Annotated in this window: 16 protein-coding genes; 15 read left to right on the top strand and 1 reads right to left on the bottom strand. The window is 41.3% G+C overall.

What is annotated here, in order from left to right:
• Positions 1–17 precede the first annotated feature (17 nt).
• The 13 genes from AC1Z3K_RS12125 to AC1Z3K_RS12185 all read left to right on the top strand — a co-directional run bounded on the left by AC1Z3K_RS12125 (position 18) and on the right by AC1Z3K_RS12185 (position 15,026).
• A complete protein-coding gene (locus AC1Z3K_RS12125) occupies positions 18–920 on the top strand; it encodes an RluA family pseudouridine synthase (RefSeq protein ID WP_461732846.1) in 903 nt (300 codons plus the stop codon).
• A 256-nt stretch (positions 921–1,176) separates the two neighbouring features.
• The gene (gene pyrR / locus AC1Z3K_RS12130; protein WP_461732847.1) at positions 1,177–1,719 is read left to right on the top strand and encodes a bifunctional pyr operon transcriptional regulator/uracil phosphoribosyltransferase PyrR; all 543 of its coding nucleotides are present in this window, start codon (positions 1,177–1,179) and stop codon (positions 1,717–1,719) included.
• Positions 1,720–1,754: 35 nt separating this feature from the next.
• The gene (gene uraA / locus AC1Z3K_RS12135; RefSeq protein ID WP_426084408.1) at positions 1,755–3,047 is read left to right on the top strand and encodes a uracil permease; all 1,293 of its coding nucleotides are present in this window, start codon (positions 1,755–1,757) and stop codon (positions 3,045–3,047) included.
• Positions 3,048–3,183: 136 nt separating this feature from the next.
• Entirely contained in the window at positions 3,184–4,110 is a 927-nt protein-coding gene (locus tag AC1Z3K_RS12140; protein WP_461732848.1) for an aspartate carbamoyltransferase catalytic subunit, read from the top strand.
• 9 nt (positions 4,111–4,119) lie between these two features.
• On the top strand, positions 4,120–5,403 hold the full coding sequence (locus AC1Z3K_RS12145; RefSeq protein ID WP_461732849.1) for a dihydroorotase: 1,284 nt from the start codon (positions 4,120–4,122) through the stop codon (positions 5,401–5,403).
• Positions 5,404–5,407: 4 nt separating this feature from the next.
• Positions 5,408–6,493: a carbamoyl phosphate synthase small subunit gene (locus tag AC1Z3K_RS12150; RefSeq protein ID WP_426084405.1), complete on the top strand. Its 1,086-nt coding sequence runs from the start codon at positions 5,408–5,410 to the stop codon at positions 6,491–6,493.
• Complete coding sequence (gene carB, locus AC1Z3K_RS12155) at positions 6,486–9,674, top strand: carbamoyl-phosphate synthase large subunit (RefSeq protein WP_461732850.1); 3,189 nt, start codon at positions 6,486–6,488, stop codon at positions 9,672–9,674. Before AC1Z3K_RS12150 ends, carB begins: the two co-directional genes overlap by 8 nt.
• A gap of 176 nt (positions 9,675–9,850) precedes the next feature.
• Positions 9,851–10,633: a dihydroorotate dehydrogenase electron transfer subunit gene (locus tag AC1Z3K_RS12160; protein ID WP_461732851.1), complete on the top strand. Its 783-nt coding sequence runs from the start codon at positions 9,851–9,853 to the stop codon at positions 10,631–10,633.
• Complete coding sequence (locus AC1Z3K_RS12165) at positions 10,630–11,559, top strand: dihydroorotate dehydrogenase (protein ID WP_426084402.1); 930 nt, start codon at positions 10,630–10,632, stop codon at positions 11,557–11,559. Before AC1Z3K_RS12160 ends, AC1Z3K_RS12165 begins: the two co-directional genes overlap by 4 nt.
• Entirely contained in the window at positions 11,556–12,266 is a 711-nt protein-coding gene (gene pyrF, locus AC1Z3K_RS12170) for an orotidine-5'-phosphate decarboxylase (RefSeq protein WP_461732852.1), read from the top strand. Before AC1Z3K_RS12165 ends, pyrF begins: the two co-directional genes overlap by 4 nt.
• Complete coding sequence (gene pyrE / locus AC1Z3K_RS12175) at positions 12,267–12,902, top strand: orotate phosphoribosyltransferase (RefSeq protein ID WP_426084400.1); 636 nt, start codon at positions 12,267–12,269, stop codon at positions 12,900–12,902.
• 497 nt (positions 12,903–13,399) lie between these two features.
• A complete protein-coding gene (locus AC1Z3K_RS12180; protein ID WP_461732853.1) occupies positions 13,400–14,107 on the top strand; it encodes a carbonic anhydrase family protein in 708 nt (235 codons plus the stop codon).
• 16 nt (positions 14,108–14,123) lie between these two features.
• The gene (locus AC1Z3K_RS12185; protein ID WP_426084398.1) at positions 14,124–15,026 is read left to right on the top strand and encodes a LysR family transcriptional regulator; all 903 of its coding nucleotides are present in this window, start codon (positions 14,124–14,126) and stop codon (positions 15,024–15,026) included.
• Positions 15,027–15,285: 259 nt separating this feature from the next.
• On the opposite strand, the gene hisC is transcribed toward AC1Z3K_RS12185, so the two are convergent.
• On the bottom strand, positions 15,286–16,347 hold the full coding sequence (gene hisC / locus AC1Z3K_RS12190; protein ID WP_461732854.1) for a histidinol-phosphate transaminase: 1,062 nt from the start codon (positions 16,345–16,347) through the stop codon (positions 15,286–15,288).
• A 176-nt stretch (positions 16,348–16,523) separates the two neighbouring features.
• Between hisC and AC1Z3K_RS12195 the strand changes: the two genes are divergently transcribed.
• Complete coding sequence (locus AC1Z3K_RS12195) at positions 16,524–17,699, top strand: pyridoxal phosphate-dependent aminotransferase (protein ID WP_461732855.1); 1,176 nt, start codon at positions 16,524–16,526, stop codon at positions 17,697–17,699.
• A gap of 397 nt (positions 17,700–18,096) precedes the next feature.
• A complete protein-coding gene (locus AC1Z3K_RS12200; protein WP_426084395.1) occupies positions 18,097–18,981 on the top strand; it encodes a phosphate ABC transporter substrate-binding protein PstS family protein in 885 nt (294 codons plus the stop codon).
• The last annotated feature ends 652 nt before the right edge of the window (positions 18,982–19,633 follow it).

Genomic DNA, 19,633 nt, shown 5'->3' on the forward strand with positions numbered 1-19,633 from the left:
TTAGAAGGATGGCGGAAATGGAACAAATTGATGTAATAATAAAGGATGAAACTGGTAGAATCGATAAAGTCTTGAGCGAGAGGCTGGACTTCACCCGTTCTCAAATTCAGCAGTGGCTGAAAGACCAGCAGGTGAAAGTGAATGGAGAAGTTGTTCGTTCAAACTATAAAGTGAAAAAAGAAGACATGGTGACGATTGTTGTGCCAGAGCCGGAAGAACTGCAGATTGAAGCGGAAGATATTCCATTAACAATTGTCTATGAGGATCAGGATGTCGCTGTAATCAACAAGCCTCAGGGGATGGTTGTTCACCCGGCAGCAGGACATCCCAAAGGCACATTGGTTAACGCACTGATGTACCATATTAAGGACCTGTCTTCAATAAACGGCATCATTCGTCCAGGAATTGTTCATCGGATTGATAAAGATACCTCAGGCTTACTGATGGTAGCAAAAAATGATAAAGCACATGAAGCACTGGCTGAACAGCTAAAGGAAAAGACTTCTGTCAGAAAATATCTGGCGCTGGTTCATGGGGAAATTTCCCATGATAAAGGAGAAATTAATGCCCCAATTGGCCGTTCAAAGGCAGACCGGAAAATGCAGGCTGTAATCGAAGGGGGCAAACCAGCTGTTACTCATTTTCAGGTATTGGAACGGTTTAATGATTTTACGTTGATTGAGCTGCAGCTTGAAACAGGGCGGACGCATCAAATTCGCGTTCACATGAAATATATTGGCTACCCCGTAGCTGGAGATCCATTATACGGACCGAAAAAGACATTGGCGGGGCAAGGTCAGTTTCTGCATGCTAAGCTTTTAGGCTTCACGCATCCAACAACTGGCGAGTACATGGAATTTGAAGCCCCTCTTCCTGAGATTTTTGAAAAAACTTTGGAGCAATTAAGAAATAATCATTGATTTATTATCTGATACAAGGTAAACTGTTTTTAGTTGAATAAGCAGTCCTTTAAGAGTAGTCCCGTGAGGCTAAGAAGGAGACATGCAGATAACCTTGAGTGCGCTCAAAGGATGTATCTGTGTGCATTACAGTATACAATTATGTAAGTATCCTCCTGCCTTCTGGGCAGGAGTTTTTTTGTGTCTAAAAAGCTGACGGCTGTCAACAGAATCAACAAGTTAAAAAGATTTTTATTCATATAAGGAGGCAACAAAAATGCAGGGCAAAGAAGTTGTAGATGCAGTAACAATGAAACGGGCATTAACTCGTATCACGTATGAAATCATTGAAAGAAACAAAGGGATTCAGGATATTGTGCTTGTGGGAATCAAGACAAGAGGGATCTATATTGCCGCCAGAATTGCAGAACGTTTGAAACAACTGGAAAATATTGAGGTGCCTGTAGGCGAGCTTGATATTACCTTATATAGAGATGATGTGGCTAACGATGTTGCTGAGGAAGCCGAACTGCATTCCTCCGATATTCCATTTTCAGTAAAAGGAAAGCAGGTTATCTTGGTAGATGATGTTCTATTCACTGGACGCACGATCCGGGCTGCTCTGGATGCAGTGATAGATTTGGGAAGACCCAAAAAAATATCACTGGCAGTGCTTGTGGATAGAGGCCATAGAGAATTACCGATTCGGGCAGATTATGTTGGGAAGAATATTCCAACGGCAATGACTGAGGAAATAATCGTTGAGATGGAAGAAATCGACGGAACAGATCGAATACTAATTAATAAAACAGCAGAATAAAGTTTATGAATAAATGAGAGAGTTGGAAAGAAGAAATGTTGGAAAAAAAGTTTAGAAATACAGATGTTGTACTGGATATTCAAGATAAACCAAAGGCTTTACAATGGATGGGGCTAAGCCTGCAGCATCTTTTTACAATGTTCGGCGCCAATGTATTGGTACCTATTCTGACAGGGCTGGAGCCAAGCATTGCTTTGTTTAGTTCAGGTGTTGGGACCTTGTTGTACATCTTAATCACTAAAGGATCAGTTCCTGCTTATCTAGGCAGCAGCTTTGCATTTATCTCTGCTATCAATGCGCTAATGGCAACACAAGGATATCCTGCAGTGGCTCAGGGAATCATTTATGCAGGAATCGTTTATCTGATTGTTGCTTTGATTATTGCTAAAACAGGTTCTGATTGGATCAATAAGATTTTACCCCCAGTGGTTGTTGGACCTGTAATCATGGTTATCGGCCTAGGGCTGGCATCCACTGCGGCGAATCAGGCAATGTTTAAAACATTGGAAAATGGCGAATCAGTTTATGACAGTAAATTCTTTTTGGTAGCATTGTTCACACTGGGAATTACCATCTTTTATAACATGTTCCTTAAAGGCTTTCTGAGCTTGATTCCTATTTTACTGGGAATTGTTACAGGATATATTTTTGCAGTCCTGATGGGGATTGTCGATTTTGCGCCAGTTAGTGCTGCACCGTGGTTTGGGCTTCCGGCTTTCCAGATTCCCTTTGTTGACTATGATGTCAAGTTTTCATTAGCCGCCTTAACCAGTATGGCGCCGATTGCGTTTGTAACAATGACAGAGCACATGGGTCACCTGATGGTTCTAAGTAAAATTACTAAAAGAGATTTCTTCAAGTCTCCGGGTCTTAATAAGACATTGCTGGCAGATGGACTGTCTACCATTATTGGAGGATTTACCGGCGGACCACCGACAACTAGCTACGGAGAGAATATCGGTGTACTGGCAATTACTAAGGTACACAGCGTTTATGTTATTGGCGGAGCAGCAGGGTTGGCAATCGTTGCTGGTTTTATCGGTAAAGTAAGTGCTTTGATTCTAAGTATTCCAAGTCCGGTAATTGGCGGCATCAGCTTCTTGCTTTTCGGAGTAATTGCTTCCAGTGGCTTGAGAATTTTAATTGATAATAAAGTTGATTATGATCAAAAACGTAATTTGGTTATCACTTCAGCAATTTTGGTTATTGGAATCGGCGGAGCCTATTTAAAAATTGCCAACTTTGAGTTAACCAGTATGGCATTAGCGACAGTGTTAGGAATTATCTTAAATTTGGTTCTTCCTGAAAAGGCTCGTAGTGAAAAATAAAAGCAAAAATGAAAAAAAGTCATTTCTTTCGCTGTAACTAGTGTAGAAGAAAAGACTAACAAATCGTTAAAAGAACCAAGATAGATTTTAAGAAGTAAACCAGTCAGTTTTATCAAAATAACAGGAGGAATGACGAATGATTCATACATCAGAGCGGGTTAGTTTAAAGCATTTGTTGACAGTAGAAGCATTAAGTGATCAGGAAGTAATGGGCCTGATCCGTCGGGGACAGGAGTTCAAGCAGGGGGCGGTCTGGGAATCCGGAGGAAAGCAGTATTTTGCAACGAACCTTTTCTTTGAAAACAGCACGCGGACCCACAAGAGTTTTGACGTCGCTGAGAAGAAGCTTGGTCTGGAAGTGATTGAGTTTGAAGCTGGCACAAGCTCCGTTCAAAAAGGCGAGACATTGTATGACACCGTGTTAACAATGTCCGCACTTGGAATTGACGTTGCAGTCATTCGTCATGGAGAAGAAAATTATTATGATGAGCTGATTCAAAGTAAAACGATTCAGTGTTCAATCATTAACGGCGGAGACGGCAGCGGTCAGCACCCTAGTCAATGTCTGCTGGATTTGATGACAATCTATGAAGAATTCGGCCGTTTTGCTGGACTGAAGGTTGCGATTATTGGCGACTTGACTCATTCCAGAGTAGCAAAATCTAACATGCAGATGCTGAAGCGTTTGGGAGCTGAGGTTTATTTCTCTGGTCCGAGAGAGTGGTATGATGAGCAGTTTGATGTATACGGAGAGTACGGGGAGCTGGATGAAATTGTGGAAAAAGTAGATGTGATGATGATGCTGCGGGTACAGCATGAACGTCATGACGGGACAGAAAGCTTTTCAAAGGAAGACTACCATCAGCAATACGGATTAACTGTAGAACGGGCAAAACGTATGCAGAAGCAGGCAATTATCATGCACCCGGCGCCAATCAATCGGGATGTAGAGCTGGCAGATTCTCTGGTAGAGAGCCTGCAGTCAAGAATTATACAGCAGATGAGCAATGGCGTGTATGTAAGAATGGCAATTTTAGAAGCAGTATTATCAGGAAAGGTGTAGGTGGAATGTATGAAAACATTAATAAAAAATGGAAAAATCGTAGTTAAAGATAATCAAGTAACCGCAGCAGCTGTTTGGATAGAGGATGGAAAAATTGCAGCGATTGGTCAAGCGTTCGAGGAAGCAGATTTTGATCAAGTATATGATGCACAAGGTCAGTTGATTACTCCAGGACTAGTAGATGTCCATGTTCACTTAAGAGAACCCGGCTTTACTTACAAAGAGACGATTGAAACAGGGAGTAAAGCGGCGGCTAGAGGCGGATTTACCACAGTCTGTGCTATGCCTAATCTGAATCCGGTACCTGATACTGCCGAAAAATTGAAAGAAATCTATGAGATTATAAAAAATGAAGCTCAAGTAAAGGTGCTGCAATATGCACCAATCACTGAAGAGCTGCGGAGTGAACGTTTAACAGATCAGAAAGCCCTTAAGGAAGCCGGAGCTTTTGCTTTTACAAATGACGGCGTGGGGGTACAAACTGCAGGAACGATGTATCTGGCGATGAAGGAAGCTGCAGCAAATAACATGGCGTTGGTGGCTCATACAGAGGATGAATCGCTGCTTTTCGGCGGTGTCATGCACGAAGGCGAAATCTCGAAGAAACTGGGACTTCCGGGAATTTTGAGTGCAACAGAAGCTTCTCAAATTGCCAGAGACATCACCTTGGCGAAAGAAACGGGTGCACATTATCATGTTTGTCACGTATCTACAGAAGAAAGTGTTCGCGTGATTCGTGATGGAAAACGTGCAGGTATTCATGTTACGGCTGAGGTTTCACCTCACCACCTGCTTTTAATTGATGAAGATATTCCTGAAGATAACGGTTTTTGGAAAATGAATCCTCCATTAAGAGGAAAAGCGGACCGGCAGGCGTTAATCGACGGGCTGCTGGATGGCACAATTGACTGTATTGCAACGGATCATGCTCCTCATGGTTTGGAAGAAAAGGAACAGAGCTTTTTGAAAGCTCCATTTGGAATTGTCGGCAGTGAAACTGCTTTTCAGCTAATTTATACACATTTCGTTGAAACAGGAAAATTCACTTTGGAACAGGTTATCGACTGGATGGCAGTGAAGCCGGCTCAATTATTCGGATTAGATGCAGGAACGCTGCAAATCGGTGCACCGGCAGATCTAGCAGTGTTTAATCTTGATCTAGAAGAGGCAATAGATGATAAGCAGTTTCTATCTAAAGCAGTCAACACACCATTTGTCGGCTGGAAAGTAAAAGGGAACACTATGATGACCTTTGTAGATGGAAAGCTGGTATGGAAGAAAGAGGAGGCATAACACGTTGAAACGATTACTGATTTTAGAAGATGGTACGGTCTTCGAAGGAAAAGCCTTCGGAGCAGAAGCAAATGTGGTAGGCGAGGTTGTTTTTACAACTAGTATGACTGGCTACCAGGAAACAATCACAGACCAAAGCTTTAATGGTCAAATCATTACATTTACCTATCCGATGGTAGGGAATTACGGAGTAAACCGTGATGATTATGAATCAATTTCTCCAACCTGTAAAGGGGTGATTGTTAAAGAGCATGCACGTCTGGCTTCTAACTGGCGTAATCAAATGACACTGGATGAATTCCTGAAGAGAAAAGGAATTCCAGGGATTTCAGGGATTGATACTCGTGCATTGACGAAGAAACTTCGTTCAGTCGGAACGATGAAAGGCATGCTGGCAGATGCAGGCGACGATTTTAATCATCTTTTTGATCAGCTGAAGGCAACTGTACTGCCGCACAATCAGGTTGCTCAAGTTTCTACAACCAAACCGTATCCGAGTCCGGGAAGCGGCAGAAATGTTGTTGTTGTGGATTTTGGTTTGAAGCATAGTATCCTGCGTGAGCTTTCAAACAGACAATGCAATCTAACCGTTCTTCCATATAATACAGATGCACAGACGATTTTAGATTTGCATCCGGATGGCGTTATGCTGACAAACGGACCAGGAGATCCCAAGGATGTTCCAGAAGCAATTAAAATGATTCAGGGCATTCAAGGGAAGGTTCCTATTTTTGGTATTTGCTTAGGCCACCAGCTATTTTCTCTAGCGAATGGGGCAGATACTTACAAAATGAAATTTGGTCATCGCGGGTTGAATCATCCAGTTCGTGAAATTGCGACAGGCAGAATCGATTTTACTTCGCAAAATCATGGCTATGCAGTGGATGAAAAAACAATTGATTCAGATAAACTGATGGTAACCCACGTGGAAATCAATGACGGAACAGTTGAAGGTGTACGCCATAAAGAATTTCCTGCCTTTACAGTACAGTATCATCCAGATGCTGCACCAGGTCCTCATGATGGGTTACATCTTTTTGACGAATTTATGGAATTAATGGATGCATGGAAGGAGCAGGGAAATGCCTAAACGTACAGATATAAAGAAAATCATGGTCATTGGTTCAGGACCAATTATTATTGGTCAGGCAGCAGAGTTTGACTATGCAGGAACACAGGCTTGCCTTGCGCTAAGAGAGGAAGGCTATGAAGTTATTCTAGTCAATTCCAATCCGGCAACAATCATGACTGATAAAGAAATTGCGGATAAAGTCTATATCGAACCGATTACACTGGAGTTTGTTTCAAGGATTCTTAGAAAAGAACGTCCAGATGCACTGCTGCCTACATTGGGCGGTCAAACTGGATTGAATATGGCAATGGAGCTGGCAGCTTCTGGTATTTTAGATGAGCTGAACGTTGAGCTTCTAGGAACTAAGTTAAGTGCGATTGATCAGGCGGAAGACAGAGATTTGTTCAAGCAGCTGATGGAGGAGCTAGGGCAGCCGATTCCAGAAAGTGATATTGTGCATACAGTAGAAGAAGCACTGGCTTTTGCAGAAACAATCGGCTATCCGATCATTGTTCGACCTGCGTTTACACTGGGCGGTACAGGCGGCGGCATGTGCGACAATGAGGAAGAGCTGCGTATTGTAGCTGAAAACGGCTTGAAGCTCTCCCCGGCAACTCAGTGCCTAATTGAAAAAAGTATTGCCGGCTATAAGGAAATTGAATACGAAGTAATGCGTGATTCGGCGGACAATGCAATCGTTGTCTGTAATATGGAAAACTTTGACCCTGTGGGCATTCATACTGGAGACTCGATTGTTTTTGCGCCAAGTCAAACAATGTCTGATTATGAGTATCAAATGCTGAGAGATGCTTCGTTAAAGATCATCCGGGCATTAAAAATAGAAGGCGGTTGTAACGTTCAGCTGGCGCTGGATCCCCATAGCTTTGAATACTATGTTATTGAGGTAAACCCTCGTGTTTCCCGCTCCTCTGCTTTAGCAAGTAAAGCAACCGGCTACCCGATTGCAAAGCTTGCCGCAAAAATTGCAGTGGGCTTAACGCTGGATGAAATGAAAAATCCGGTAACTGGAACGACATACGCTGAATTTGAACCTGCATTGGACTATGTAGTAGCTAAGATTCCACGCTGGCCTTTTGATAAGTTTGAAAAGGGCGAACGTTTATTAGGAACCCAGATGAAAGCGACTGGAGAAGTGATGGCTATTGGTCGAAACATTGAAGAATCACTTCTTAAAGCTGTCCGTTCTTTGGAAATTGGTACCTATCACAATGAGCTAAAAGAACTAAAGGACGTTTCCGACGATGTACTAACTGAAAAAATTGTTAAGGCACAGGATGACCGTTTATTCTACCTGTCTGAGGCATTAAGAAGAGGCTATAGTATTGAAGACTTGGCATTATTAACAAAGATTGATTTATTCTTCCTTGATAAGCTGCTTCATATTGTTGAACTAGAGCAATCACTTAGCGAAAGTGTTGATGACCTGGCAGTGTTGAAAGAAGCGAAGCAAAATGGGTTCACTGATCGAAAAATTGCGGAGCTGTGGCAGACAACCACAGAAACAATCACTCAAATACGAAAAACACAAGGTATCGTTCCTGTCTATAAGATGGTAGACACGTGTGCGGCAGAATTTGAATCTCAAACCCCTTATTTTTACAGTAGCTATGAGTTCGAAAATGAAAGTATTCGTTCTGACAAGCCTTCTGTTTTAGTCTTAGGCTCAGGGCCTATTCGGATTGGTCAGGGAGTAGAGTTTGACTATGCGACAGTTCATTCAGTAAAAGCAATTCAGGCCGCCGGCTACGAAGCAATCATTATGAACAGCAACCCTGAGACGGTTTCTACGGATTTCTCGATATCTGATAAGCTGTACTTCGAGCCATTAACACTGGAAGATGTCATGAATGTGATTGATTTGGAGCAGCCTATTGGAGTGATTGTCCAGTTTGGCGGTCAAACAGCGATTAACTTAGCTGAACCGCTAGTGAAAAACGGAGTGAAAATTCTCGGAACAACAATCGAAGATTTAGACCGTGCCGAAAACCGTGATTTATTTGAACAGGCATTGAATGAGCTTGAAATCCCTCAGCCGCCAGGTGATACAGCAACTAGTGAAGCAGAGGCAGTGGCAGTGGCCAACCGTATCGGCTATCCAGTTTTAGTTCGCCCAAGCTATGTTTTAGGGGGACGGGCGATGGAGATTGTGGAAAATCAGAAAGATCTGGAAGACTATATGAAAAATGCTGTTAAGGCTTCTCCGGAGCATCCAGTTCTGGTCGACAGCTATTTACTGGGACGGGAATGCGAGGTTGATGCCATTTGTGACGGTGAAACAGTGTTAATTCCGGGAATCATGGAGCATATTGAGCGGGCAGGTGTTCACTCAGGCGATTCGATGGCTGTTTATCCACCACAGACACTATCTGAAACTATCAAAGAAACAATTACTGAATACACTAAAAAACTAGCATTGGGACTGAACTGCATTGGAATGATGAATATTCAGTTTGTGATTCATGAAGAGACTGTTTATGTTATTGAAGTCAATCCACGGGCGAGCCGGACGGTTCCCTTCCTGAGTAAAATCACAGGTATTCCCATGGCGCAGATAGCAACCAAAGCTATTCTGGGTGAAAAGCTAACTGATTTGGGCTATACAGATGGTCTGTATCCAGAAAGCAAACAGGTTCACATCAAAGCACCGGTCTTCTCATTTACGAAGCTACAGAAAGTGGATACTTATCTTGGACCAGAAATGAAGTCAACAGGGGAAGTGATGGGCTCGGATTATAGTCTTGAAAAAGCATTGTATAAAGCTTTTGAAGCAAGCGGGCTGCATTTGCCAAGCTATGGGGCTGTCTTATTCACTATTGCTGACGAAACCAAAGAAGAGGCACTGGATTTGGCCAAACGCTTTACAGAGATTGGCTATAGTCTTACAGCTACAGCGGGAACTGCTCAATATTTTGCTAAGGCAGGGCTGCAGGTAGAAACGATTTCAAAAATCGAAGATAAAGAATCAGGTAAAGAAACGGTTGTTGATTTGATTCGCAGCGGACAAACTCAAGTTGTTATCAACACAATGGATAAAAACCGCTCATCAGCAAATGAAGACGGCTTTATCATCCGCAGAGAATCTGTGGAGCATGGTGTTCCGTTGTTTACTTCGCTGGATACAGCAAATGCCATCTTAAAAGTGCTGGAATCAAGAGCTTTTTCAACAGAAGCTATCTAAAAAAATAGAAGTAAGCTATCATAATAAGTGATAGCACAACATATCCCTTTTGCTAGAAGAACAGTTAAGAGGAAAAGTAGAGAGCAACCGGACTTAGCGCTCTCTACAGCTCCTCAATTAAACAGCAGATAAGCACAAGGGTGTGCCATAAGTTTATTTCTGAAAGGAGTCTGACGATGAAACAGGAAATGATGACAATCACTGCGCAGAAGCAGCTGGCCCCAAGGATTTTTCAAATGACATTGACCGGTGAGTTAGTCAAAGAAATGGGAACCCCAGGACAGTTTCTACATATTAAAGTACCGCGCGAGGATCTTTTGCTTAGACGGCCAATTAGTATCAACCAGATTAACAAAGAAGAAAGCAGCTGTACAATCATTTATCGTACAGAAGGGGATGGTACCCAGTATTTTTCTACAATGACAGTAGGAGAACAGCTGGATGTAATGGGACCATTAGGTAATGGCTTTGACTTGTCTGACCTAAAGACTGGACAGCGGGTTTATGTTGTCGGCGGCGGAATCGGCATCCCGCCTATGTACGAACTATCAAAGCAGCTGAAAGCGAAAGGCGTTGAAGTCATTCATTTTCTTGGATATGCCTCGAAGGAAGTAGCTTATTTTCAAGATGAATTTATGGCATTAGGAGATACTCGTTTTGCAACAGATGATGGTTCTTTTGGTATTCAAGGGAATGTGGGTAATTTATTGATGACAGCTTTGGAGGATGAAGCACCAGCTGCAGTTTTTGCTTGTGGTGCTAACGGCATGTTGAAAACCGTAGCGCAGCTATTTTCAGATAATCCGAATGTGTTTCTCTCTTTGGAACAGCGAATGGCCTGTGGAATGGGCGCTTGTTATGCCTGTGTTTGTCATGTGCCGGATGACGAGACTGGAACTAAGAGTGTAAAAGTTTGCGATGAGGGTCCTATTTTCAGGGCTAGGGAGGTTGTATTATGATGAAAAATCCTTTAGCAGTCAGTCTTCCAGGACTAACATTAAAAAACCCTATTATCCCTGCCAGCGGCTGTTTTGGCTTTGGCGAAGAATATGCAAAATATTACGATATCGGTTTGCTTGGCTCAATCATGATTAAAGCAACGACTGCAGAAGCTCGTTTTGGAAATGCAACACCGCGGGTTGCTGAGACGCCTAGCGGCATGCTGAATGCCATTGGCTTACAGAATCCGGGGCTCAAGGTAGTAATGGAAGAAAAGCTTCCAGCATTGGAAAAATACGATTTACCGATTATTGCCAATGTTGCGGGTGCCTGCGAAGAAGACTATGTTGAAGTTTGTGCCAAAATTGGGGATGCTTCAAATGTCGGCGCCATCGAGTTGAATATTTCCTGTCCCAATGTTAAGCATGGGGGAATCGCGTTTGGTACAGATCCCGATGTCGCATTTCAATTAACAGAAGCAGTGAAAAAGGTAGCAAAAGTACCGGTTTATGTTAAGCTTTCGCCGAATGTTACTGATATTGTGCCAATCGCTCAAGCTATTGAAGCAGGTGGTGCAGACGGCTTTACAATGATAAACACGCTGCTGGGCATGCGGATTGATTTAAAAACTAGAAGACCGATTCTGGCAAATAGTACTGGAGGATTATCAGGTCCGGCAATTAAGCCGGTGGCGATTCGCCTTATTCATCAGGTTTCGCAAGTCTCTTCACTTCCGATTATTGGAATGGGCGGCGTGCAGACAGTAGATGATGTCCTGGAAATGTTTATGGCTGGTGCAAGCGCAGTTGGTGTAGGTACCGCGAATTTTACTGATCCTTATATTTGTCCTAAATTGATTGAAGGCTTGCCTATTCGCATGGCAGAGCTTGGTATTGAATCATTGGAGCAGTTAATTAAAGAAGTAAGAGAGGAGCGGCGCTCATGATTGAACGTCCGGTTATTGCATTGGATTTCCCTTCAAAAAAAGATGTAGAACATTTTCTTGAAGGGTTTCCTGTGGAAGAAAAGCTTTATTTGAAAGTAGGAATGGAGCTGTTTTATCAGGAGGGTCCGGAAATTGTCCGCTTTTTGAAACAGGCTGGTCATTCTGTCTTTCTGGATTTGAAGCTGCATGATATTCCAAACACTGTAGAAAGTGCGATGAAGGGATTGGCGAAGCTTGGCGTAGATATGACAAATGTTCATGCGGCCGGCGGGATTCAAATGATGCAGGCTGCTAAGCGAGGGCTTGAAGCTGGAGCTCAGCAAGCCCAAACACCCATTCTGATTGCCGTTACTCAGCTGACATCGACTAGTGAAGAAGAAATGCAGCACGATCAGCTAATTCATGCTTCATTAAAGGACAGTGTTAAGCACTATGCTAAATGTGCTGAAACGGCTGGGCTAAATGGCGTTGTTTGTTCTGCGCAAGAAGTCCAACTGATTAAGGAATCGACGAATGAATCCTTTGTTTGTCTAACACCAGGTATTCGTCCGGCCGGAAGTGCCGTTGGCGATCAGAAGCGGGTAATGACGCCCGCAGCAGCAAGAGAAATCGGTTCAGATTATATAGTAGTTGGGCGTCCAATCACTCAGGCTGAGAATCCCTATCAAGCATATCTGTCAATTAAAAAGGAATGGAGCGGAAATTAAATGACTGAATTAGCAAAAAATGTAGCAAAGGATTTATTAAAAATTGAAGCGGTGTTTTTAAGTCCAAATGATCCCTTCACATGGGCTAGCGGCATTAAAAGTCCAATCTATTGCGACAACCGCATTACTATGAGCTATCCAATGATTCGTAAAGAAATCGCTCAAGGTCTGGCAGCAGCCATTAAGGAGAAGTATCCAGAGGTTGAAGTAATTGCAGGAACAGCTACAGCGGGTATTCCTCATGCTGCCTGGGTTGCAGATATTCTTGACCTGCCGATGGTTTACATTCGCAGTAAGGCAAAGGAACATGGGAAAGGGAACCAGATTGAAGGACGTATCAGCGAAGGTCAGAAAATGGTTATCATTGAAGATTTGATTTCAACTGGCGGGAGTGTCCTTGAAGCCGCAGAAGCAGCCAAACGTGAAGGAGCCGATGTTTTAGGCGTAGCTGCAATCTTTACCTATGAATTGCCAAAGGGACTAGAAAATTTTGAGGCGCATGGTATTGAGTTGACGACATTAACAAATTACTCAACACTGCTTGAAGCGGCGCTGGAAGCAAAATACATTGAAGCTCAGGATTTAGAACTACTACAGGAATGGAAGCAAAACCCAGCTGCTTGGAAAACAGTGTAAAAATGAAACGGGAGAACAGATTAGATAAAAGTGATTGAATTTAAGCTGCGGGCAGCTAGCTTTTCATCACTTGTTCTACATACGTAGTAAGTAATCACAGTGATTCAAAGCACCAGGTAGGTACTTTTCATCATCTGTTCTACATACGTAGTAGTAATCACAGTGATTCAAAGCATTAAGAAGGAATGTACGAAAATGACAGGAAACACGAAGGTCAGCCATTCGCTGTCGACGTATTACCGCAGAAGCTGCTTCCATCTCACTGTCTATTCGGTTTTAAGTGTGCTGAAGGTCTAGAGGTCTAATTGTATCTCAGATTTTTGATACCTATTTCAATTTAGAATAAACGTTGGGACAGAAGCAGTAATTTTTAGATGTTTGCCGCTTGTGTCCTTTTTTATTTTATTGAGCAGTGATTTTCGGGAGGTCATTGTTTGACCCAAATTGGGAAATAGGATACAGTTATCAAAAATAATTTTTTTCTTTTAGGAGGCCGTATGAAAAATATTCGAAATATGGATGTAGAATGGAGTTATTCAGGAGAAAGAGGTCCAGAACATTGGGGGACTTTATGTGACTGGTTTGCTGAAGGAGCGGCATTTCCAGATCAGTCGCCAATTCGTCTTTCTGTCGATTCTATCAATGAGAAGAAGCTTATAGGCAGTGACAGCATTGCCTTTCATTATAAAAAAGAAGTCTTTACTGAAAAAGAATTTAAAAATACTATGCACTTTGTACCGCCAAATACAGAAAGCTTCATCGTGTATGCGGATCAGACCTATCATTTGACGGATATCCACTTTCATACGCCAGCAGAGCATCTGCTTGAAGAACAGGAGTATCCTATCGAGTTTCATCTAGTTCATATGAATGATTTAGGTCAAAACCTGGTAGTAGGCTGCTTGTTCAATCTGACGAGAGATGTAAACAAATTTACAGAGCTAAGAACGCTGGTTGAAGGCAGCATAAGAACACATGAGTTTTATTTTGACCCTTCCGTTTTTTTACCGGAAAAACGAAGCCATTTTCATTATACAGGTTCTTTAACTACTCCGCCGACAAAGGGACCGATTCCTTGGTTTGTGTTCCAAGAAGTGGGGCAGATGGATAGGCAATTGGTTGAATCCCTGAAAGAAGGTATGCTGGCGCTCAATAGCCGTCCGCTGCAGGATAGAAAAGGTCGTCCGGTTTATTTAGTCGAATGAACAATGGAGAATGATGATGAATATAAAACAAATGAAATATGTCGTAGCGGTTGCTGATAACGGCAGTTTTCGAGAAGCTGCGAAAAAGCTCTTTATCGCCCAGCCTAGCTTATCCAATAGCATAAAAGAGCTGGAAGATGAATTAGGTATTCGTTTATTTACGCGAACAAACAAAGGGGCTTTTCTAACAGAAGCAGGAGTTCAATTTTTAGAGCATGCTGAAAAAGTATTGACACCGCTGGCATTATTAGAACAGCGCTATATCCAGCAGCAGGCAAGTGAACGTTTCTCTGTCTCTTCACAGCATTATGATTTTTTGGGAAAAATTATGGCGCAGATGATTAAAAAATTTGAAGAGCAATACAAAGAATTCCGTCTGTTCGAAACGACCACTCTTAAAGTGATTGAAGATGTAAAAAGTCATAACAGTGAACTGGGGATACTGTATTTAAATAGTAAGAATCGGTCTGGTATTGAACGTCACTTGTCAGGGACGAATCTAACTTATGAAGTGATTGGCAATTTTGCTACCCACATTTTCTTGGGCAACCATCATCCTTTAGCCCATAAAAGACAAATTGGCTTAAAGGAATTAATGGCCTATCCTCAGGTTCGTTTTATTCAGGAGGGTAGTGAATTTTCTTATTTTGCTGAAGACTTGATTGAAGAAGATGAACAAGGAACGGTTATTTATGTTAACGACCGGGGAACACTGATGAACATTCTAGCTGAAACGAATGCCTATGCTTCCGGCTCAGGTATCGTTACTGGATTTACGAAAAAGGAAATTAGACTAATCCCTCTAGAACAGTCGGAAGAAAATAAAATCTGTATCCTCTATCAGAAAAATCAGCAGCGAACAGAAATTGCGCATCATTTTGTTAAGCTGTTGAAGGAAGTTTCTAGAACAATCAGTTAGCAAAAGAGTCAGCTTTACAAGCAAAGAGGGGAGTAACCCTTTCTTGCTAAACGCTCTTTAGCCAGCCGATAGCTTATTCGTGCTTTCTTACTTCTCAAAAAAGCTTGAAACAAAACCAGTGAATCTCTGTTTTTTGCTCCAAGCGCTATGATAGTATGCAGTTTATTGTCTGTCAACCTGAGATGAGGTTGAATCATTTTTTTAAAGGAACTATACCCTTGTTTATTTAACGACGGTACAGTTCCTTTTTATAATAAAGCTAATTTTTAATTTGTTCTTTTAGGAAACAATCAATAGCTGCGGCTGTTTTCTCCATCTCTTCACGAGTGCCAATCGAAATTCGCAGATATTTTTTTAAGCGTTCTGGTTTAGCAAAATAACGGACAAAAATATTCTGTTCTTCTAAAAAATGATAAAGTTCGGGTATATCGATTGTTTTATGGGTTGTTAATACAAAATTAGTTTGAGAATCCAAAGACTGAAAACCGAAGGTAGCCAGTTTACTGACGAACCACTCTCTTGTTTTGCAGATTTCTTCATTTATTTTCTGATAGTAGCTAGTATCTTCAACTGCTGCAGCTGCCAGTTTCTCAGCTAGTAAATCAACAGAATAAGGATTAAAAGAAGACTTGATGCTTTCCATAACCGCGATATACCGAGGATCTCCTATGGCATATCCGATACGCAAACCAGCCAGTGATTGGGACTTTGATAAGGTACGGACAATAATCAAATTAGAAAATTCATCAAGTAAAGGAAGCATCGTTTCTTCTGCAAATTCTGCATAAGCCTCATCAATGATGACAATCACATCTGGATGTTTTTTTAAGAGTGTGCGAATAGCCTCTGAAGATTTAAATAAACCAGTCGGGGCATTAGGATTAGCAATAACTATACCGCCATTTGGCTGGTTGTAATCAGAAAAATCAATATGAAAATCCGTCGTTAACGGCAGTTCTTTAAAGGGGATATGAAACAAGTCAGCCCAAACCTTATAAAAACCATAAGTAATATCAGGAAAAAGAATCGATTCGCTGCTATTAAAAAAAGCAAGAAAACAAAATGCTAATACTTCATCAGAACCATTTCCAATAATTAATTGTTCCGGGAGCAGCTGGTGTTTGTCAGCCAGTGTATTTTTTAAAAGCTGATTGTCTAAAGAGCTGTAGCGTTTTAAGTCCTCTACTTTGAACTCTTTTAACGCTTTTTCGACCTTTGGTGAAGGAGGGTAGGGATTTTCATTTGTGTTAATTTTAATCATATTTGGATAATTTGGCTGATTCCCAGGAATGTATGGTGCGATTTTACGAATGCCTTTCATCGTTTCACGCCTTTCTCTATTAAGTATTCGTGATTTTCTTAACTATAAAGAATCGAAAAAGGAAATGCAAGAGTAAAATGAGATTTTGACGAGAAAAAAATCATGTTTTTAAATAATATTTTCATTATTAAGCAGAATATGATACCATAATGAGCAAGTATAAAGGAGTGATGTTAATGGACTTAACAAACAGATTTAATCAGCAGGTTTATAAGATTGCGGTTTCTACAATCCGCCGCTTTGATGAGCAGGTTTCTACAATTCCTGATATATTGAAGCTGACATTGGGTGAGCCTGATTTTAATACGCCAGACCATGTAAAAGAAGCCGGACAACAGGCAATTGAGCAGAATTTCTCTCATTATTCAGGCATGGCAGGGTTAACGGATGTCCGCGAAGCAGCTGCATACTTTATGAAGGAAAAATATGGATTAGCTTATGATCCTTTAACAGAAGTTTTAGTCACTATTGGTGCAACTGAAGCGATATCTGCCAGTTTGCTGGCTATTTTGGAAAAAGGAGATAAGGTCCTGCTGCCGGCACCAATCTATCCAGGGTATGAACCAGTGATTACACTAGCGGGTGCAGAGCCTGTATATATAGATACAACAAGCAATGGTTTTGTTTTAACACCGGAAATGATTGATGAAGCCATGGCAGTCCATGGTGAACAGGTGAAAGCAGTCATTTTGAATTATCCAAGCAATCCGACTGGGGTAACCTACAATCGTTCAGAGGTTCAAGCAATTGCAGAGGTTCTGAAAAAATACCCAGTATTTGTTATCAGTGATGAAGTGTATAGTGAGCTGACCTATGATGATCCCCATGTATCGATTGCTGAATTTATTCCTGAGCAGACTATTATGATTAATGGGTTGTCTAAATCTCACGCAATGACAGGCTGGAGAATCGGCTTCATTTTTAGCAGAAAAGAGTTAACCGGAGAAATTATTAAGGTCCATCAATATCTGGTAACAGCTGCTTCAACAATTTCTCAAAAGGCAGCAGTCCGGGCATTGGTTGAGGGAATCAATGACGGCGTAATTATGAAGGAAGAGTACCGTAAACGTCGTGATTTTGTTTATGATCAGATGACAACCCTAGGTTTTCAAGTTGCTCGACCGAATGGTGCCTTTTATATTTTTGCAAAAATACCTGAGGGTGTTGAACAAGACTCAATGAAGTTCTGTATTGATTTGGCAGAGAAGCAGGCACTAGCACTAATTCCCGGAATTGCATTCGGACCGGAAGCAGAAGGTTATGTCCGAATTAGCTATGCTGCCGATATGGAACGACTGGTTGAAGCGATGAATCGGTTGACTATCTATATGACTAAAGAGATAAAAGATTAGGACCATACATTACAACTTGCGTCCCAAACAAGTGCTGATAAACATCTTTCTTATTGCTTAGAAATGCGGTGATGAGAAGGATGTTTTTATTGATAAAAATGCGAAAGCAATCCCCTTGTGGCTGACGTATTGCTATTTCTATAATAAAAAGTCAAGGCCATGATACATACAAGAATGCTGCCAATAGTAAAAATACTAATATTAATAGTGTAGATAACGGCTAAATAAACGAAATAAACAGGTGTTTTTTTCAAGAGTTTTCCGTTGAAAAAGACCGCCTTTTTTTGTATACAAAATCTTTACATTTCTTTACCGATTATTTACAGGATATTTGAGAAGCATTAACAATGACTTGTTAGACTAAGCTTGTAACTAATCTTACTAAGGAAGTGTTGAAATGAAGAAGAAGATTTTAACAACAATGGTCATTACAGTAGGCGTACTTTTGGCAGGATGTAACAGTTCTGATACGAAAGGCGAAGCTTCTGATAAAACAAACGAACCAACCAAAATTGTAGCAGTTGGCTCAACTGCACTACAACCTCTTGTTGATGCTGCCAAAGATCAGTTTATCGCAGAAAATACTGCCTACTCTATCTCTGTTCAAGGGGGCGGCAGCGGGACAGGGTTATCTCAAGTTGCTGATGGCGCAGTAACAATTGGTAATTCTGATGTTTTTGCTGAAGAGAAATCCGGGATTGAAGCGGATAAGCTGGTAGACCATAAAGTAGCAGTTGTAGGGATGGGACCTGTAGTGAATAAGGATGTTGGTGTTAAAGAGCTGACCAAAGCTCAGTTAATCGATATTTTTACAGGGAAAACCACAAACTGGCAGGATGTTGGCGGCAAGAATCAGGAAATCGCTGTAATCAACCGACCGGAAGGTAGTGGAACTAGAGCGACTTTCGAAAAATGGGGACTTGACGGAGCGACATCGGTAAAATCACAGGAACAAGATTCCTCAGGTACTGTCCGTCAGATTGTTTCTCAAACTCCAGGAGCAATTAGTTATTTAGCATTTTCTTATATGGATGAATCAACCATAGCGTTGAAAATTGACGGTGTGGAGCCGACAGAAGAAAATGTCGCTGATAATACTTGGTCTATCTGGTCTTATGAGCACATGTATACCAAAGGGCAGCCTGATGAATCAGTGAAAAAATTCCTGGATTATATGATTAGTGATGGTATTCAGAAAAGTGTTGTAAAAGAATTGGGTTACGTTCCTATCACAGATATGAAAATTGAACGCAGTGTTGATGGAGAAGTAACAAATCTTTAATTGAACGATTCAGTCTTATTCTGGCATCGAAATGATAAACGAAAATTCTATAAATGAGTAAAAGAGGAGGGACAGAAGGGCTAAGCTTTGAGAACCAAGTAGGTCCTGTTCGACAACAACTGCTCCCTCACTGTGTTTCACAGCAATAAGAAGGATTTTCTTAAAATGACAGGAAACACAAATGTGAGACAGTTGATGCTATTGGAACGAAGTGTAGCAAGTTGCTTCTGTCTCACCGTTTATTCGAATGTTAAATAAGGCAGCGTTTGGACATTTAATTATGTTCCAAACGCTTTTTTTGTTTTTTTACAAATTAGAAAAAGTTAAAATCTCATTTTCTTTTATATTATTTAAAAATATTGATACATCGTTCGATGTTTTATTTGTTATAATTATATATCTAAATGCTTTTTATTTATTCTAATAGTAAGATTCTGTTCTATGTTTTAATAAAAGAAAGCGATAATTTAAAAGTGAAAGAAACGAACACTTACATCCGAATTTTAATCAGAAAAAATCAGCACTGGAAGGTTTGGCAGGAATTCAAAAGCAGCAGAATGATATCCTGCGCCCTTTTGGCTAAAAAAGGAGGAAAAGGTTGGATATAAAGTATAATGCAGCAGATTGGCAGGCGTTGAGCGAGGGTGTGGGC

It is taken from the genome of Enterococcus sp. LJL128, from assembly GCF_056924295.1.

Bases quoted from the DNA above. Each gene is read 5' to 3' on its own strand.
- pyrR (WP_461732847.1), top strand. From the start codon at position 1,177: ATGCAGGGCAAAGAAGTTGTAGATGCAGTAACAATGAAACGGGCATTA.
- hisC (WP_461732854.1), bottom strand. From the start codon at position 16,347: ATGAAAGGCATTCGTAAAATCGCACCATACATTCCTGGGAATCAGCCA.
- AC1Z3K_RS12160 (WP_461732851.1), top strand. From the start codon at position 9,851: ATGAAACAGGAAATGATGACAATCACTGCGCAGAAGCAGCTGGCCCCA.
- AC1Z3K_RS12200 (WP_426084395.1), top strand. From the start codon at position 18,097: ATGAAGAAGAAGATTTTAACAACAATGGTCATTACAGTAGGCGTACTT.
- uraA (WP_426084408.1), top strand. From the start codon at position 1,755: ATGTTGGAAAAAAAGTTTAGAAATACAGATGTTGTACTGGATATTCAA.
- pyrE (WP_426084400.1), top strand. From the start codon at position 12,267: ATGACTGAATTAGCAAAAAATGTAGCAAAGGATTTATTAAAAATTGAA.
- pyrF (WP_461732852.1), top strand. From the start codon at position 11,556: ATGATTGAACGTCCGGTTATTGCATTGGATTTCCCTTCAAAAAAAGAT.
- carB (WP_461732850.1), top strand. From the start codon at position 6,486: ATGCCTAAACGTACAGATATAAAGAAAATCATGGTCATTGGTTCAGGA.
- AC1Z3K_RS12145 (WP_461732849.1), top strand. From the start codon at position 4,120: ATGAAAACATTAATAAAAAATGGAAAAATCGTAGTTAAAGATAATCAA.
- AC1Z3K_RS12185 (WP_426084398.1), top strand. From the start codon at position 14,124: ATGAATATAAAACAAATGAAATATGTCGTAGCGGTTGCTGATAACGGC.
- AC1Z3K_RS12125 (WP_461732846.1), top strand. From the start codon at position 18: ATGGAACAAATTGATGTAATAATAAAGGATGAAACTGGTAGAATCGAT.
- AC1Z3K_RS12180 (WP_461732853.1), top strand. From the start codon at position 13,400: ATGAAAAATATTCGAAATATGGATGTAGAATGGAGTTATTCAGGAGAA.
- AC1Z3K_RS12165 (WP_426084402.1), top strand. From the start codon at position 10,630: ATGATGAAAAATCCTTTAGCAGTCAGTCTTCCAGGACTAACATTAAAA.
- AC1Z3K_RS12140 (WP_461732848.1), top strand. From the start codon at position 3,184: ATGATTCATACATCAGAGCGGGTTAGTTTAAAGCATTTGTTGACAGTA.
- AC1Z3K_RS12195 (WP_461732855.1), top strand. From the start codon at position 16,524: ATGGACTTAACAAACAGATTTAATCAGCAGGTTTATAAGATTGCGGTT.